This window comes from Streptomyces sp. NPDC037126 (assembly GCF_055605965.1).
This window is the reverse complement of record NZ_JBVJTD010000040.1, coordinates 17,928-33,534: the sequence shown is the minus strand read 5'-3', so window position 1 is coordinate 33,534 and position 15,607 is coordinate 17,928. Positions and strand designations below refer to the sequence as shown.

16 protein-coding genes and 3 pseudogenes are annotated in these 15,607 nt (G+C 69.8%); 6 read left to right on the top strand and 13 right to left on the bottom strand.

Annotation, left to right across the window (positions count from 1 at the left end; translation table 11 throughout):
- The first annotated feature begins 73 nt into the window (after positions 1 to 73).
- Positions 74 to 583: a DinB family protein gene (locus tag ACZ7FF_RS41985; protein WP_470819646.1), complete on the top strand. Its 510-nt coding sequence runs from the start codon at positions 74 to 76 to the stop codon at positions 581 to 583.
- 238 nt (positions 584 to 821) lie between these two features.
- On the opposite strand, the gene ppk2 is transcribed toward ACZ7FF_RS41985, so the two are convergent.
- Positions 822 to 1,625, bottom strand: coding sequence for a polyphosphate kinase 2 (ppk2, locus tag ACZ7FF_RS41980; RefSeq protein ID WP_470819645.1), 804 nt, complete (start codon positions 1,623 to 1,625; stop codon positions 822 to 824).
- A 294-nt stretch (positions 1,626 to 1,919) separates the two neighbouring features.
- Positions 1,920 to 2,657, bottom strand: a complete 738-nt coding sequence (locus tag ACZ7FF_RS41975; RefSeq protein WP_470819643.1) for an SDR family oxidoreductase — start codon at positions 2,655 to 2,657, stop codon at positions 1,920 to 1,922.
- 143 nt (positions 2,658 to 2,800) lie between these two features.
- Here ACZ7FF_RS41975 and ACZ7FF_RS41970 point away from each other — a divergent pair, with 143 nt between their 5' ends.
- Complete coding sequence (locus ACZ7FF_RS41970; protein ID WP_470819642.1) at positions 2,801 to 3,373, top strand: TetR/AcrR family transcriptional regulator; 573 nt, start codon at positions 2,801 to 2,803, stop codon at positions 3,371 to 3,373.
- A 42-nt stretch (positions 3,374 to 3,415) separates the two neighbouring features.
- Here the strand turns inward: ACZ7FF_RS41970 and ACZ7FF_RS41965 are convergent, their stop codons facing one another.
- The 9 genes from ACZ7FF_RS41965 to ACZ7FF_RS41925 all read right to left on the bottom strand — a co-directional run bounded on the left by ACZ7FF_RS41965 (position 3,416) and on the right by ACZ7FF_RS41925 (position 10,676).
- On the bottom strand, positions 3,416 to 4,396 hold the full coding sequence (locus tag ACZ7FF_RS41965) for an alpha/beta fold hydrolase (protein ID WP_470819641.1): 981 nt from the start codon (positions 4,394 to 4,396) through the stop codon (positions 3,416 to 3,418).
- A gap of 254 nt (positions 4,397 to 4,650) precedes the next feature.
- Positions 4,651 to 5,382, bottom strand: coding sequence for a dienelactone hydrolase family protein (locus tag ACZ7FF_RS41960; protein ID WP_470819639.1), 732 nt, complete (start codon positions 5,380 to 5,382; stop codon positions 4,651 to 4,653).
- 299 nt (positions 5,383 to 5,681) lie between these two features.
- Positions 5,682 to 6,680 carry a type I glyceraldehyde-3-phosphate dehydrogenase gene (gene gap / locus ACZ7FF_RS41955; protein ID WP_470819637.1) on the bottom strand — a complete coding sequence of 333 codons (999 nt, stop codon included), beginning with the start codon at positions 6,678 to 6,680 and terminating at the stop codon, positions 5,682 to 5,684.
- A 108-nt stretch (positions 6,681 to 6,788) separates the two neighbouring features.
- Positions 6,789 to 7,745, bottom strand: coding sequence for a GlxA family transcriptional regulator (locus ACZ7FF_RS41950; protein WP_470819635.1), 957 nt, complete (start codon positions 7,743 to 7,745; stop codon positions 6,789 to 6,791).
- 90 nt (positions 7,746 to 7,835) lie between these two features.
- Positions 7,836 to 8,369 (bottom strand): GNAT family N-acetyltransferase, encoded by a 534-nt coding sequence (locus ACZ7FF_RS41945; RefSeq protein WP_470819634.1) that lies wholly within the window; start codon positions 8,367 to 8,369, stop codon positions 7,836 to 7,838.
- A gap of 175 nt (positions 8,370 to 8,544) precedes the next feature.
- Entirely contained in the window at positions 8,545 to 9,063 is a 519-nt protein-coding gene (locus tag ACZ7FF_RS41940; RefSeq protein ID WP_470819633.1) for a hypothetical protein, read from the bottom strand.
- Complete coding sequence (locus ACZ7FF_RS41935; protein WP_470819631.1) at positions 9,047 to 9,538, bottom strand: RNA polymerase sigma factor; 492 nt, start codon at positions 9,536 to 9,538, stop codon at positions 9,047 to 9,049. The genes ACZ7FF_RS41940 and ACZ7FF_RS41935 overlap by 17 nt, the downstream gene beginning before the upstream one ends.
- A gap of 119 nt (positions 9,539 to 9,657) precedes the next feature.
- On the bottom strand, positions 9,658 to 10,278 hold the full coding sequence (locus tag ACZ7FF_RS41930) for a class F sortase (protein ID WP_470819629.1): 621 nt from the start codon (positions 10,276 to 10,278) through the stop codon (positions 9,658 to 9,660).
- The gene (locus ACZ7FF_RS41925; RefSeq protein ID WP_470819627.1) at positions 10,275 to 10,676 is read right to left on the bottom strand and encodes a sortase-dependent protein; all 402 of its coding nucleotides are present in this window, start codon (positions 10,674 to 10,676) and stop codon (positions 10,275 to 10,277) included. The genes ACZ7FF_RS41930 and ACZ7FF_RS41925 overlap by 4 nt, the downstream gene beginning before the upstream one ends.
- Positions 10,677 to 11,169: 493 nt before the next feature.
- Between ACZ7FF_RS41925 and ACZ7FF_RS41920 the strand changes: the two genes are divergently transcribed.
- Positions 11,170 to 11,712 (top strand): DUF4232 domain-containing protein, encoded by a 543-nt coding sequence (locus tag ACZ7FF_RS41920; protein ID WP_470819625.1) that lies wholly within the window; start codon positions 11,170 to 11,172, stop codon positions 11,710 to 11,712.
- Positions 11,713 to 12,791: 1,079 nt separating this feature from the next.
- Here the strand turns inward: ACZ7FF_RS41920 and ACZ7FF_RS41915 are convergent.
- Positions 12,792 to 13,118: a hypothetical protein gene (locus ACZ7FF_RS41915; RefSeq protein ID WP_470819623.1), complete on the bottom strand. Its 327-nt coding sequence runs from the start codon at positions 13,116 to 13,118 to the stop codon at positions 12,792 to 12,794.
- 11 nt (positions 13,119 to 13,129) lie between these two features.
- Positions 13,130 to 13,367 (bottom strand): annotated as a pseudogene (locus tag ACZ7FF_RS41910) (hypothetical protein); the annotation flags it as partial.
- Positions 13,368 to 13,655: 288 nt separating this feature from the next.
- Between ACZ7FF_RS41910 and ACZ7FF_RS41905 the strand changes: the two are divergent.
- From ACZ7FF_RS41905 to ACZ7FF_RS41895, 3 genes and pseudogenes are all read left to right on the top strand, one after another.
- Positions 13,656 to 13,926, top strand: a pseudogene (locus tag ACZ7FF_RS41905) (transposase); the annotation flags it as partial.
- Between the two features lie 269 nt (positions 13,927 to 14,195).
- Positions 14,196 to 14,483, top strand: coding sequence for a hypothetical protein (locus tag ACZ7FF_RS41900; protein WP_470819621.1), 288 nt, complete (start codon positions 14,196 to 14,198; stop codon positions 14,481 to 14,483).
- Between the two features lie 373 nt (positions 14,484 to 14,856).
- Positions 14,857 to 15,444, top strand: a pseudogene (locus tag ACZ7FF_RS41895) (DUF6183 family protein).
- Positions 15,445 to 15,607: the final 163 nt, after the last annotated feature.

Here is a 15,607-nt window from a genome sequence, read left to right as displayed (position 1 = left end):
ATCTCGGTTGGGGGATGACCGACGGGAGTGGATACTGGCCCTGAATGTAGGCACAGATGGGGAGCAGGGGCCAATGACCACGGACAACCGCACAGGGCCGCCCAGTTTTGGAACCGAGCGGGACACGCTGAGGGCCTTTCTGGACTTCCACCGTGCCACGCTTGCCATGAAGTGCGAAGGGCTCACCGACGAGGAGTTGCGGCAGCTGTCGATGCCGCCGTCCACGCTGTCGCTGCTCGGTCTGGTCCGGCACATGGCAGAGGTGGAGCGCGCTTGGTTCCGCCGAGTGTTCGAGGACAACGACGCGCCCATGGTCTGGTCCGACAAGATCGACTTCCAGGCGGCGTACGACGCGAGTGCGTCGACCCGGGAAGAGGCGTTCGCGGCCTGGGAGGCCGAGGTCGAGAACTCGCGACGCATCGAGCGGGAGGCTGAGTCCCTGGACCAGGCCGGATTTCAGCCGAGGTGGGACGAGGAGGTCTCGCTGCGGATGGTGATGGTGCACGTGCTCCTGGAGTACGGCCGCCACAACGGCCATGCGGATTTCCTGCGTGAGGGTATCGACGGGGCCGTGGGCGCCTGAGATCGCGGGAGCACCGGCTCCCATGGCCGCACTCCCCGCTCGGAGCAGGCGCCGGTCGGTGATCCGAGTCCGGACACCGGGCCGGCCCCCCCGGCACCGCTCCCGTCCCGGCCGGGTGAAGTAGGCGGTCCAAGCGGGGCGCGTATCGGGTTTCCTCGGCCAAGGAGGTCCCTCGATCGGCCTACCAATCGGTCTGCAGGGCCCCGCCACCCTTGCCGTCAGACGGGCGGTCCTTCGCTCACAGGCTCGCCGTGTGATCGGGGACGTAGGTCTGCAGGTCACGAGGGGGACGCTCGTAGCCGGTCGACGACGGCCGAGGCGGCAGCTCCAGAACCGGCGGGGGCACATCGTGGTAGGGGACCGAGTCGAGCAGGTGGGCGATCATGTTCAGCCGTGCCCGCCGCTTGTCGTCGCTCTCCACGACGTACCAGGGAGCCTCACTGATGTCGGTGTGGACCAGCATCTCGTCCTTGGCGCGCGAGTAGGCCTCCCAGCGGCTGATCGACTCCAGGTCCATGGGAGACAGCTTCCAACGCCGCAGCGGGTCCTCAAGGCGGCGCCGGAACCGCTCCTGCTGCTCGGTGTCGCTCACCGAGAACCAGTACTTGCGCAGCAGAATCCCGTCCTCCACGAGCATCCGCTCGAAGATCGGACACTGCCGCAGGAAGAGCTGGTACTCCTCCTTCGTGCAGAAGCCCATCACGTGCTCGACGCCGGCCCGGTTGTACCAAGATCGGTCGAACAGCACGATCTCCCCGGCGGCCGGCAGATGCGCCACGTACCGCTGGAAGTACCACTGCGTGCGCTCGCGCTCGGTCGGCTTCGGCAGCGCCGCGATCCGCGCCACTCGCGGGTTCAGGTGCTCGCCGACCCGCTTGATGGTGCCCCCCTTGCCGGCGGCGTCCCGGCCCTCGAAGATCACGACCAGCCGGGCGCCCTCGGTTCGCACCCACTCCTGCACTTTCACCAACTCGGTCTGCAGCCGCAGCAGTTCCTTCTCGTACACCGTGCGCGGCAGCTTCGCCGCCTTCTGACCGGCCATGCCGCCTCCATCACCCGACGACCCGCTACGTCACCCGGACCGGGGTCCGAGCACCAGGACACCACCGTACTTTCCGACACCGGAGGAGTCCGGCACCACGACGGTTCGCGTCGGCGTCCACGGCTTCTGCCGCGCCTAGTGGCGGACCGTCGCCCTGTTGCCGCTGTTACTCCGCGCTTACCCGGTGTTGCGTGCGTAGCGCCGGTGCAGGCGACGGGATCTTGGACGCGTGTGTCGTCCAGCGATCGCCTGCCGTCGTCGCGGACGAGGATGCGGGTGGCTCCCGCGGCATTGTCAGGCTTGTGCGGTGGGCCGGACGACGATCTCGCTCACATCGACGCCGTCCGGCTGCTCGATCGCGTAGCCGATGGCGGAGGCGATGGCGGACGGCGGCATGGCGATCTCGTCGCGCTGCTGGATCATCGCGGCCGCCGCCTCGGGGCTGGCTCCCTTGCCGACGCCTTCGGTGTGGGTGAAGCCGGGCGAGACGAGGGTGACGCGCAGGTCGGGGCCTGATTCCTGGCGCAGGCCTTCGGTGAGCACCTTCACCGCCGTCTTGGTGGCCGCGTAGACCGCCTGGGGGGATTTGACGACATGGGCCGCCGTGGAACCGACGTTGACGAACTGGCCGGAGCGCTGCCGGCGGAAGACGGGCAGTGCCGCCCCGATGCCGTTGAGCAGGCCGGTGATGTGGGTGGCGACCATGGCGTCCCAGTCGTCCTGGCGCAGGTCGTCGAACGGTGAGACGGCCATCGTGCCCGCGTTGGAGACGAGGACGTCGAGTCGGCCGAACCGCTCGACGGCTGTGTCCGTCAGGCGCTGGAGGTCCTCGCGGTGCCTGACGTCGACGAGGACGCCGGTGGCGGTGCCGCCCTTGGCCGTGATGCCGTCGACGACCGCCTTCAGCCGGTCCTCCCTGCGGGCGCCGAGCACGAGTCGGGCACCCCTCTCGGCGAGGTAGGTCGCGGTCGCTTCGCCGATGCCGCTGCTGGCACCTGTGATCGCGACGACTTTGCCCTGGATTCTCGACATGACCAGCCTTCTTTCGAGGGGGTGGGCAGGTCTGCGCGTTGACCTGAAGTAAAGTGGGGACGCCTCCACTTATTGGGAGCCTAAGCGGGGGCGACTCCGTTTAGCAAGGTGACACGCGCCGCTGCGAGGGATGGCGAGCACTGATGACCGACGAAGCACATCGTCCGTTGCGGGCCGACGCGCGGCGCAACAGGGAGAAGATCCTCACTGTCGCCGGGCGCGTGTTCACGACGGAGGGGCTGGACGTGCACCTGGAACGCATCGCCAAGGAGGCGGGCGTGGGCAGCGCGACCCTGTACCGGAACTTCCCCACCCGGGACGCCCTGGTCGAGGCGGTCTACCGCAACGAGGTGGCCCAGCTCTGCGACGCGGCACCCGCCCTGCTCGCGCAGGAGCCGCCCGTCGATGCCCTGCGCGCTTGGACCCGCCTCTTCCTGGACTACGTCACCGCGAAATACGGCATGATCGACGCCCTGCGCGCCATCGCCGCGTCGGGAAGCAGCCCGTACGGTCACAGCCGGGAAATGATCCAGGCCGCCATCACCACACTCATGGACGCGTGCGTGGCGGCCGGGATGATCCGTACCGACATCAGGCCCAGCGACATCGGAGCCGCCCTCGAAGGCATCGCCCTCACCTCGGCGGGCGCCGAACACCGACAGCAGGCCGAGCGTCTGCTCGACCTGACTTTGGACGGCCTCATGGTGCGCCCGTAGGGACACGAAAGCCGGGCACCCGGCCCCGTACCGGCCTATGCCTCAGGTAGGCAGGGCGGCGAGCCACTCGGTCAGGATCCGGTTGACCTCGGCGGGGCGTTCCTGCTGGATCCAGTGGCCGCAGCCGTCAAGGATGTGGGAGGAGACCAGGCCCGGGAGGGTGACCGGGTAGGCCTTGATCGCGTCGGCCAGCCAGACCGTGGAGGCGTCCAGGCTGCCGCCGACGAACACCGACGGCTGGGTGATGGGGGCGCCGTGGAGGAGTGCGAGGTCCTCCCAGTCGCGGTCCATGTTCCGGTAGCGGTTGAGCGCTCCGGTCATGCCGGTGCGTTCGAACTCCCCGGCGTAGACGTCGAGGTCTTCCTCGCTCAGCCAGGCGGGCAGCCGGCCGACGGGGAACCGGTCGCGCAGCGTGCCGTTCTCCTTGACGAAGTGCGGGTCGGGCGTGCCGGGTTGGGGCATGGTGTCGCCGGACAGGGCCGCGTAGAACCCCGCGAGCCAGCCGCGTACGTCCGGCTCGATCTCGGCCTCGGCGCGACCGGGCCGCTGGAAGTACGAGACGTAGAACTCCTCGTCCCCGCCCATGTGGGCGAAGACGTCACTGGGGCGGGGCCCGCCGGGCGGGGTGTAGGGAACGCTCAGCATTCCCACCGCACGGAAGACCTCCGGCCTGAGCAGGGCGGAACTCGCGGCGATGTTCGCTCCCCAGTCGTGGCCGACGACCACTGCCGTCGAATGGCCCAGGGCGTGCACCACCGCGACGTTGTCCTCCACCAGATCGAGCATCCGGTACGCCGGTGTCGCCGCCGGCCTGGAGGAGCGGCCGTAGCCGCGGACGTCGACGGCGACCGCCCGGTATCCCGCCGCAGCCAGCACAGGCAACTGGTGACGCCACGAGTACCAGGATTCGGGGAAGCCGTGTACGAGCAGCACCAGCGGCCCGGTTCCCTGCTCCACGAGGTGGATCCGGCCCCCTGGCGAAGGGACGGACCGGTGAGTGACATCGGCGACGTGCTGCAACATGCATCTCCTCCAGTACCGCCGGTCTGCTGTGCCCCAGGACGGCTGCCTTGCCCCGTTCCCCAGGCTCGATCTCGATACTGCGGAAGGTGCCACCGGCAAAGCGAACTTCCTTGCCGATTCAGCAACATCGGCCATCCGGCGGCGGAGGAAGGCGGTGAAGATCCCCGATGTCAGGGAAGCCGAGGCGTCGGCCGTCCCGCTGTGGCACCAAGGTGGTGCCACAGCCGGGCGGGCCCGCCCCGGAGGGCGCGGGACTACAGGTGTGATGCCAAGGCTTCGTAGACCTTCCGCCAGGCGTCGGCGCCGGCCCGCGGGTCATAGTCGGCCGGGCGGTCGGCGCAGGCGAAGCCGTGCCGGGCATCGGGATAGGTCACCAGTTCGTGCGGTACCTGGGCCTTGGTCAGTCGCTCCTCTGCCTGCTCCCACTCCGCGGCCGGGATGATGTGGTCGAGTTCGCCGCGGAAGCCCAGTACGAACGCTCCGCCCGCGGCGATCCGCTCGCTGGTCTCCAGCGGGGGCACGGGACCGACCAGAGGGAAACCGCTGTTCAGCAGCCACCCGGGGTAGAAGACCGCGGCCAGCTCGAAGCTCAGCTCAGTTGCCGCCCGAATCGCGATGTGACCGCCCATGCTCAGGCCGATGAACGCCACGCCCCGCTCCCCGGCTTCGGCACGCGCCACCGTCAGCGCCGCGGAAGCGTCGGCCACCAACTCGTCCCGGTCCAGCGCGCGCATGAGCACCAGGCCGTCGTCGCGCTCTTCGGCGGAGTAGCCGAGTGCGGTGCGGCGAGCATTGCGCCAGTAGTAGTCCGGCGCCAGCGCGACGTACCCGGCCGCCGCCAACTCCGCGCAGGTCCCACGGACATAGGCATTGACCCCGTACAGCTCGGAGCAGACCACCACCGCGCCCCGCACCTCGCCCGCCGGACGGTGCACGTACGCTTCGATGCCGCCTGCCTCGCCGAGCGTTTCCCACTGACCAGTCATCACAACCCCCGTTGCTCAACCGTTGACCTTCGCCCCAACCCTAGTTGCCGACAACGGATTCCAGCATCAATTCGGCCCGGCCAGGGGCGCGTCCGTCTGATCACCGACGGATTCGAGGACAGGGTGCACAAGGGGCAGGGCGGGGCGACGCCCGAAGAGTGCCTTGACCGGCCGTGGTGCGCCCACATCCTCGGTCAGCCGGTTCGCCCCGCTCTGGTGGCTGAGAGCTCCGGCTGGCGAACGGCGGACCAGAGCGCCCGAAGGAAACGCCGGTGGCGGGGTACCGCCCCGGCGCCCGGTCAGCGGCGGGCGAGGAACTCGAGCGTGTCGATCACGCGGTTCGAGAAGCCCCACTCGTTGTCGTACCACGCGACTACCTTGACGTGGCGGCCGTCGACGCGGGTGAGGGCCGAGTCGAAGATCGACGAGGCGGGATTGCCCGTGATGTCGGACGACACGAGCGGGTCTTCCGAGTACTCGAGGATGCCGGCGAGCGGCCCCTCCGCTGCTGCGCGGTACGCCGCCAGCACGTCGTCGCGTGTGACGTCGCGGGCGACGGTCGTGTTGAGTTCTACGATCGAGCCCACCGGCACCGGCACGCGGATCGAGTCGCCCGACAGCCTGCCGTCGAGGTTCGGCAGCACCAGGCCGATCGCCTTGGCGGCGCCGGTCGTCGTCGGCACGATGTTGACGCCGGCGGCCCGGGCGCGACGGGCGTCGCGGTGCGGACCGTCCTGCAGGTTCTGCTCCTGCGTGTAGGCGTGCACCGTCGTCATGAACCCGTGTTCGATACCGGCGAGTTCATCGAGGACCGCGGCCAGCGGCGCGAGCGCGTTGGTGGTGCAGGAGGCGTTCGAGACGATCGTGTGGAGGGCCGGGTCGTAGGCGTCGGTGTTGACCCCGAACGCGAGCGTGACGTCGGCGCCGTCCGACGGCGCGCTGACGAGCACCTTCTTCGTTCCCGCGTCGAGGTGGGCGCGGGCGGCCTCGGCCGAGGTGAAACGGCCCGTGGCTTCCAGGACGATGTCGACGCCGAGTTCGGCCCACGGCAGCAGCGCCGGCTCGCGCTCGGCCAGCACCGTGATCCGACGGCCGTCGACGACGAGGGCGTTCCCGTCGACGGTCACCGGGCGCCCGAGCCGGCCGGCCGTGCTGTCGTAGGCGAGCAGCCGCGCGAGAGTGGCGGGCTCCGTCAGGTCGTTCACGGCGACGATCTCGAGGGTGCTGTCGCGCTCCAGCAGTGCGCGCAGCACGTTCCGTCCGATGCGGCCGAATCCGTTGATGGCGATGCGAGTCATGAGTGGTGTCCCTTCCGTTTCACCACAGGCTCGCCTGCGGCCGGGCGCGACCGACAGTGGCGGGATCGCCATGGTTCAAAAGGATCCCGCCAAGCCCCGTACGAGCGGTCACTCGCCCCGGGTGAAGGTGCGCCGGTACTCGCTAGGTGTGGTGCCGAGGATGCGCTGGAAGTGCAGGCGCAGGTTCGCGCCGGTGCCGAGCCCGATGTCGGCGGCGATCTGCTCGACGCTGCGCTGCGAACGTTCGAGCAGTTCGCGGGCCAGGTCGATACGGGCGCGCATCACCCACTGCATCGGCGTGTAGCCGGTCTCCTCGACGAAGCGCCGGGAGAACGTGCGCGGCGAGACCCCCGCCTGCCGCGCCAGCACGTCCAGGGTGAGGGGCTCGGCGAGCCGGTGCAGCGCCCACTCGCGGGTGGCGGCGAACCGCTCGCCGAGCGGCTCGGGAACGCTGCGCGGCACGTACTGGGCCTGGCCGCCGCTGCGGTAGGGGGCGGCGACCAGACGCCGGGCCGCGTGGTTGGACGCGGCCACTCCGAGGTCGCCGCGCAGGATGTGCAGGCACAGGTCGATGCCGGAGGCGGCGCCGGCCGAGGTGAGCACGCTGCCCTCGTCGACGAACAGCACGTTCTCGTCGACCTGGACGAGCGGATGCCTGGCCACGAGTGCCCGCGTGTAGTGCCAGTGCGTCGTGGCGCGCCTGCCGTCGAGCAGCCCCGTGGCGGCGAGCGCGAAGGCGCCCGTCGAGATGGCGGCGAGCCGCGCGCCGCGTTCGTGGGCGGCGATCAGTGCCTCGACGACGGCCTGCGGCGGATCGTCGCGGTCCGGGAACCGGTAGCCGGGGACGAAGACGATGTCGGCCCAGGCAAGCGCGTCAAGGCCATGGGCGACGTAGTACGCGAGGCCGTCGCCGCCGGTCACGAGACCGGGTGTGGCCCCGCACACCCGCACCTCGTACGGCATGCTCGCGCGGGTCGTGAAGACCTGCGCGGGAATTCCGACGTCGAGCGGTTTCGCACCCTCGAGCACAAGGACGGCGACGCGATGCAGGCGGGGTGCGGACACAGGAAGAGGTTACGTGGGGCGTGCACCTGATACGCCCACTGCCGGGGCCCCTTCGCGATCAACGGGCTCGTGGCCGAGGGGTCGGCCGGTTCACGCCTGGAACTCGGTGAGGTCGATGGCGTGAACGCGCAGCGGGTAGCCGTGCACCGGGTGTGCCGTCTCCCGCTCGGGCTCCATTCCGAGCTTGCGGATGACGTTCTCGGAGGCGTTGTCACCCACCCGGTTGACGCTGATGACGCGGTCCAGGCCGCGGTCCTGGAGAGCGAACTCCAGCGTGGCGTGCGCGGCTTCGGACGCGTATCCCTGGCCCCAGAACTGTGAACCGATCCGCCAGCTGATCGCCACGGCCGGCATCACCTCCGGCAGGAACTCGGGCACGGTCAGTCCCGCGAAACCGATCAGCTCGCCCGAGGCCAGCAGCTCGACGGCGAAGAGCCCGAAGCCCTCCTCGTCCCACTCCTCCTCCCATCGCTCGATGTCCTCGGCCGTGTGGTCCAGGTCGCGCACGGAGCCGTCGTCGATCCAGCGCATGACCCGGGGGTCCGCGTTGATGTCCGCCATAGGTACGAGGTCGTCGTCGTGCCAGCTGCGGAGGAGGAGACGGGGTGTGCGGATCTCGGTCATGCGCACATCCTGCCGAAGACGAGCGCCTCATCGCTAATCCGGTGCGCCCGTCCCGCGGGGGAACGCGGTCGAGGCCGCCTGGGGTGGCCTACCCGCCGCACCACAGCCGCCCCGGGGGCAGGGCTGGCCGGATGGCTTCCTTCCCCCCGCCGTGGCCGCGCTGATGCGCGACATGTCACCTCGTTCCAGAGGCCGCGGCGGCGTCGGAGCGCCTTGGGTCCAGCGACGGCGCCGCTGTGCGCGAGCGTGAGGTGGGGGCCGTGGGCGGGCGTTCTGTCGGGGTTGTGGAGGGGACAGCGGAGGGCGAGGCGGTGGTGGCCCAGGGGCGCGTAGGAACCGGTGCCGTACCCGTCGAGGGGCGGACGCTGGGGCGAGGGGTGACACTCGCGGGAGTCGACTCGGTCGGGGTCGGCAGGGCCGTGGGGCCGCTCACGGGCGGCGGAGCGAGGGGGACCGTCGGGGAGGCGGGGTCGTGGTGGGCGGTGCGCAGCAACGGTACGGCGAGCAGGGCGGCGACCGCGCAGGTCGCGCCGGCCCCGACCGCGGCGCGCAGGAGGCGGCGGCGGGCCGCGCCACGGCGGATCGCCTCGTACCGGCCGGGGGGAGGGGCGAGGTGCTCGGAGGGCGGCCGCATGATGACGGCGAGGGGGTCGTCGGGTTCGAAGTCCGGACCGTCGTCATTGTATGTGATCAAGGCTTCTCCTCAGGTGGGCGCGGAGCAGTTCGCGGGCCGCGTGCAGGTCGGCCTTGACGGTTCCTTCCTTGCGCCCGGTCAGCACGGCCACCTCCCGGATCGGCAAGTCAGCGTAGTAGTGCAGCAGGGTCGGTATGCGCAGTCGTTCGGGGAGCCCCCGCACGAGCAGGCGGACAGACGGGTCGGGCTGCTCGGTGGCCGGGCGGACCGACGCCTCCACGGTGGCGCGGCGCATGGCTTTGCGCTCGCGCTCCAGGCGGCGCCAGTGGTCCCGGACGATGTTGGCGGCCGTGACGTAGAGGAAGCCCCGGGGCTCCGACACGGTCGTCCAGCGGGCCCAGAGGCGGGTGAACGCCTCCGAGGCGATCTCGTGGGCGGTCTCGTCGTCGTCGACCAGACGGCGGCACCAGCCGGCCAGGCGCGGGTAGAGAGCGGCGAACAGCTCTGCTGCCGCCTTCTCACGGGACCGTTTCAACACTCTCCATGGAGGGATGGGGGACTCTCTGCGCCCCTGGGCGCGGGGCACCCGCGGGAAAGACCCCGGACCGACGGCGTACGTTCCATCGGCCCGGGATCGAGGTGGGCGGCAACCGGTCAGCGGCTCGGGGTGCTCAACGCGGCGAAGACGATCACGTTGTCGAGATAGCCGTTGCCGGTACGGGGTCCGCCGCAGGTGATGAGCCGTAGTTCCGGCCGGTCGACGTCGCCGTAGACCGACTTCGTCGGAAAGTCGGCCTTGGCGACGGTCCGTACGGAGGTGACGGTGAACCCGGCCGATCTGCCGTTCTCCAGACGCACCGTGATCCCGTCGCCCCGGCGCAGCCGGTCGAGGTGGCGGAAGACGCCGTCCCCGTAGGCGCCGACCGTGACATGGCCGAGGATCACCGACGGGCCCGTCTGGCCCGGTGTCGGGGAGTTCTGGTACCAGCCCGCCTGGTCGTGCGCGGTGATCGGGGGCACCTGCACGCTGCCGTCCTGCGCCAGCCCGAGTCGCATGACCGGGGTGTCGACGCCGATCTCGGGGATCCGCAGCCGTGCCGGGACCGAACGGCTCAGCGGGGCCGATGCGTTGGTCGGGCCCGCGGAGGACCGGGCGGTCACCTGCGTCCCACTCGGGCGGGTGGAGGATGCCCCGTCGCCGCTGTGGCCGGCGCAGCTCACGAGCAGCGAGGCCAGTGCCACGGTGACGAACGCGCGCCTGGAGAGGTGGGTCATGCCCCGGTCGCCCGTCGGCGGCGCACGAGGAAGACCGCCGCGCCGCCCAGTGCGAGGGCACCGGCGGCGCTGCCGCCGATCAGCGCGCCGTCCGAGCCGGAACTGTCGGAGCCGGTGGCCACGCCGGTGTTGGGTGCACCACTCGGTACGACGCCGACCTGGCCGCGTCCCTCGCTCGGCACGACGGAGGGCACGGGGGTGGCCGCCCGGCTCGGCGCCCGGGTGGGGACCGCGCTCGGCTCCGCGCTGGCCGGCGCGCTCGGCCGGGCCGACGGGACGGAGGTGGCGGAGGGACGGGCGGTCGGGGACGCGCTCCCACCGTGGGCGAACGCGGGCACCGTGCTCGCCAGCACGGCGACGCACGCGGCTGCCGTGGCGCTGAGGACTGTTCGGCGCATGAATCGCTCTCTTTCGTCGGCCGGCCCGGCGGGTGGCCGGGCCGGCTGCGTGATGGATCGAGCGGAGAGACGAGACAGGATCACGACAGGTTGTAAAGGGTTGGTAAAGTCGCGCGAGGAGAGGATGGTGACGCGTGGCCAAGCCCCTGGGCAGGGGCAGGGGCAGGGGCAGGGGCACGTCGGCCGCGGACCCGCCGCGCCGCAAGGCCGCGGCCTCTCGAGCGGGGGATCCGCTTTGCCCCCTGGCCGGAAAGGTTGGCGCGGTGACCCACCCGATCGATCCCGCGCTTCGGCACTGGGCGCGCTTGACTCGTGTCGGCCAAGAAGTGCAACACGGCTCCACGGCGCGCTCCCCGGGCCCCGCGTCCGGGAGCCTGACCGGGGGAAAAGGTCGTCGGCACACCGAACGCCTCCGAGACATTTCGCGTCTTCAGTGACGTAGGCGCGCAGTGACCTCGCGCGCCGATCCGTAATCGAGGGGAACCCGAACTTCATGAACAGCAAGCTGACCGCCGTGGCCCTTGCGGCCGTTGTCGTCGCCGGCACCGCCGCTGCCGCCATCCCGGCCTCGGCCGCCCCCGCCAAGGCCTCGCCGACCCGCTGCCACACCGCCGACCTGAAGGCCGGCTTCGCGACGGGGGAGGACGCGAAGCCGGATATGGGGCAGTTCGACAAGCAGACCCAGGCGTACATCTGGTTCACCAACCAGAGCAAGCGGACCTGCACCCTGTCCGGCTTCGCCGGTGTCGACATGATCGGCGCTCAGAAGACAGACGGCACCTGGTCCCTGGTGCGCTCCTCCAAGAAGCCCGAAAAGCTGACCCTGGAGCCGGGGGCCACGACGGACTTCAGCATCAACCTGCTCCCGGTGGCCGGGTCCACGCCGCAGAACGAGAAGTTCGTTCCGGCGAAGTTCCTGGTGACCCCGCCGAACGAGACGCAGCACTTCACCCTGAAGTGGCCGTTCGGCGGCCAGATCCTCAAGCAGGACGGGGCCACCCACCCGGGCACCTACGTCAACCCGGTCGGACTGTAATCATCGGGACGACATCGTGTCCGCCTGGAGCGCTTCCGCAGAGGGCGAGCGGGCCGTGAACGACACGGTGGCCGTCCGCTGACCGACTGACCTACGGACCCGCCCCCTCCCGACCGGGAGGGGGCGGGTCCGTAGGTCATGGGCAGAACACCGCGTCAGCTTCTCCGACCGGACTCAACAGCTCAGTCCGTCCTGGGTCCTGGTACGGCCAGCACCGCGGCGTGTGAGCCAACTGCGCTGCCGGCAGCGCCACTCCCATTGTCATCGTGGTGAAGCCAAGCCGCCGTGAGTCCTCAACACCCCAGTGTGCGATGTCTGATGTGATGCTTCGGAAGCACAGCGATCGCCGCAACCAGGGCGGCTAGGGTGCTGGCCATGTCTCGTGATCTCCAAAGGGGTTTACCTGCCCGCGAGGCCGCGGCGGTCGGTGGGTGGCTGACGGATCCCGAGTGGCTCGTGAACGGTGATCCGGAGCAGGTCCTGGCGGCGCTCGGCGATGCCGCCGGGCGTGAGGAGGCGTTGGCGGCTGCGGGGGACGGTGCGCGTGTGGGACCTCGCCACCGGCCGGGCCGTCGGCGAACCACTCACCGGCCACGAGGACCGCGTGTCGGTGGTCGCGACGGGCGTGGTGGAGGGCCGTCCTGTCGCCGTACCGGCAGCAACGATCGCACGGTGCGGGTGTGGGATCTGGCCGTCGGCCGACAGTCTGGACCGGAGTTGGTGTTCCCAGCGGAGGTATCTGCGGTGGCCGTCACTTCGGATGGCCGGCTGATGGTGGGGTTCGGATGGGACGTGGCAGTGCTGGCACGCTGCTGACCAGAACGCACCGAGGACGAGCACGGCTTCGGTACCGGGGACGCTCCGACCGGAGCCGGTGATCACAGAGCGGTGGCCGACGAAGTGACGCACCCCGTCGACTACTTCGACGGACATGGGGGTCTCGCGGTCCCACCGGGAGTAGGGGCAAGGGGTACGACGGGTCGGGCGACGGCCCTTGGTGCGTTGTCACGTGCGTGACCCTGACCCTGCTGGTCGCCGGCCGCACCCGCAGGCCAGAAGAGCACGTACTTGACGTCGTCTCAGTTGGTGGAGTACGAAGCGGTCGCGGAGACGAGCTGAGCGACCTGGTGCCAGAGCTGCCACAAACGAAGGTTGTCACCTTCGTCGAGCTCAGGCAGTATCTGTTCCAGATCGGAGAGCCTCCGGCGGAGAATTGAGAGACGCCATGCGTCGAGGGAACCGTTGTTGCTCAGCCAGGTCGTCACGCACCCGGCGATATCGGCATCGAGCATCACGAGGTCGATGCCTGCCCGCTCGGCAGTGTTGAGATGGGCAGGCCATGTCTCGTTCCGGATCTGCTGGAAGAGGCGGGCCACGACGGCTTTGGGCGTCTCGGAAGCAGGCACGCCGCTCATCATCAAGGAGCCGACACCGGGATGTCACCCGAGTTGAGGCAGCGGCGGTAGCAGATGAGGGTGTTGGCGATGCCGACGAAAGGCGAGCAAATGTACGGCCTTGCGTTCGTAGCGGCGGTGCAGGCGACGGCACCCGTTCAGCCAGGACATCGTTCGCTCGACGACCCAGTGGTGTTCACCGAGGCCGTTGGATGTCTCGACGCCGCGGCGAGCGATACGGGGCACGATCTGCCGACGCCTCAGTAGAAGTCGTAGCCGCGGCATCCGCTCAGCGATGCCTGCCGGTGAGGGGACGTCATGCGTTTCATCCACCGTGCCGAGCCGCCGGCCCTGTTTGCCTGTCTGCTGTTGGCGGGCTGCTCGCCGGTCCACATGGTCACTTCGGGCCCTCCTCGTCGTCTGGCACTGCGACGTCGGGAGGGTCCGGCGTGAGTGTGCCGGGCGGGGCGCGGGCGATTACGGAGAGTCCGGGTCCGCAGAAGACGTACACGGTGCAGCAGCCGACCGCATGCTGTTACCACTACCGCTACGCCTGTCGACCGCGCCCGCCCCGGCTCCAAGCACCGCCTGATCGTCGATCGCCACGACACCCCGCCCGCGGTCACGCTCACCGACGGGACCGACACGACGTCACCCAGAGCCTGACGCAACGTGCGTTGGGTAGTCGAGCATGCTTTCGCCTGGCTGCATCAGGTCAACGACTCCGGATCCGATACGAGCGACGCGCGGATCTTCATCACCGCCTACTCGAACCGCCTGCGGCCTCATATGCCTCCGCCGCCTGCGAACCTCATTCTGAAACGATCAGTGAGTTGGCCATGGCCAAGGCGATGGACGCGTCCGCACCGCCAGAGGTGTCCGATCCCGACGACGGCGCGGACGTCCTGAGGGAGCGGGTACCTGAGCCGCTGGGTCGTCTTCGATCTGCTGGAGGGCGAGGGTTGCGATGCCTACCGGCCCCATGGGTGCCATTGGTGATGCTTGTCGAAGTGGTGCGACCGGTGAACCACCCATGCCGGGCCCACGTCTACCCTCGCGACGGCCACCAATCAATCAGGAGAACAGACCGTGTCAGACAAGGGCGTTGACCAGACCGACGAGCAGGAATATGGGCCCGGGCCCTGGTGGGCAGAGCTGGGGACGATGGGCTCTGTCTTATTGATCGTCCTCGGGGGGCTCGTAGCAGCGTGGGTCTTCTTCCGGCTCCCGGGCACCCCGGAGAACCTGGCATCTGGCTACTACCAGGCCGCCAAGGCCGCCGCCATCGGTCTGGTGATGGCTGGAAGCGCCCTGCTGAGGCACCGCCGTACCCGGACTGCGGCTGCCGAGGAAGCGAACGACCCAGAGCGCGTATGACGTCATTGAACGGCGTGGCGTGCCGGTGACGGGATACTGGCATGAGCTGCGCCGCCATCGGCGGTCGAGCTGCCCTCTGCCTCAGCGCGAGGGGCGTGCGCATCACACGCCCGGTGAACGGCCAGCCCCCGAGTGCCGGTGGCTCTGTCCTGGCCGACCCGGAGAAGGATGGCTGCCGGACGGATGTGTCGGTCGGCACGACGCTGGGCCAGTTGGCCGGCGGAGCCGTTGGCGCCTGCCCGGCCCCGGAGCCGTCCCGCTGACATAAAGCCCCCAGAAGGCCGACGGCACGCAACAGCCACCTGAACGGACATGACGCAGCAGCGATATCAGGTGATGTTCCGTACACCGGAGGCCGAGCGTCGGCCTCCGTATGAGGCGACCAATGCGTCGGCGACCGTCGCTGCGTCTGCATCGGCCACGTCCGCCGGATACTCCGGCAGCAGGTCATCGGCCCAGCCGTCCACAAAGTGCCGGACGGATCCGCCCACACCACGCTCATCCGAGCCGTTCACGCGTCACGACGTCGCTACTGTCTACATGTACGAGACCATTGTCGCCGCTCCGCAGGCAGGCGGCTGCGGTGCCTGGGTCTTCTGCTGGACCAGGCCATCACGCCAGAGCAGGTACCGCCCTGCTGCCGCCCCTGCCCATGGCCTGCGCGGACGGAATCGGCCCGACGGATCGCTTCGAGATCGCGCGCCGCCCGATGGAAGAGGTCCGGCACCCGCTCTTCGAAACCGCCTCGAGGGGAGGCATCCACAGCTCGGGCGTGCACGGAGCCTAGGGAAGACTGTGGGCATGGCGCTCGATGTCGGGCCTCAGTGGCGCTCCGGCACCCGCGAGCGCGCCGGAGGTGGAGCACCAGGCCCGGCAGCGTACGTGGTTCCACTTCGAAGCCGACTCAGGGTGGTTCCACAACGACATTGGCTCCGACTACGGCCCGTCCCTTGGTACATGACTCAGCCCAGGGTGCGTTCGACGGCCCGGCGCCGGGGTTGGATGTGCAAGCCGCGGGTGACGGGATGGCGTTAGCCGATGGCGAGGGGGCGGTTCGTTCCACGGCTTTGGTCTTGCAGCCGTTGTCGCCCAGGCGCTGGTGACGGTGGGATGGCCTTCGCCGA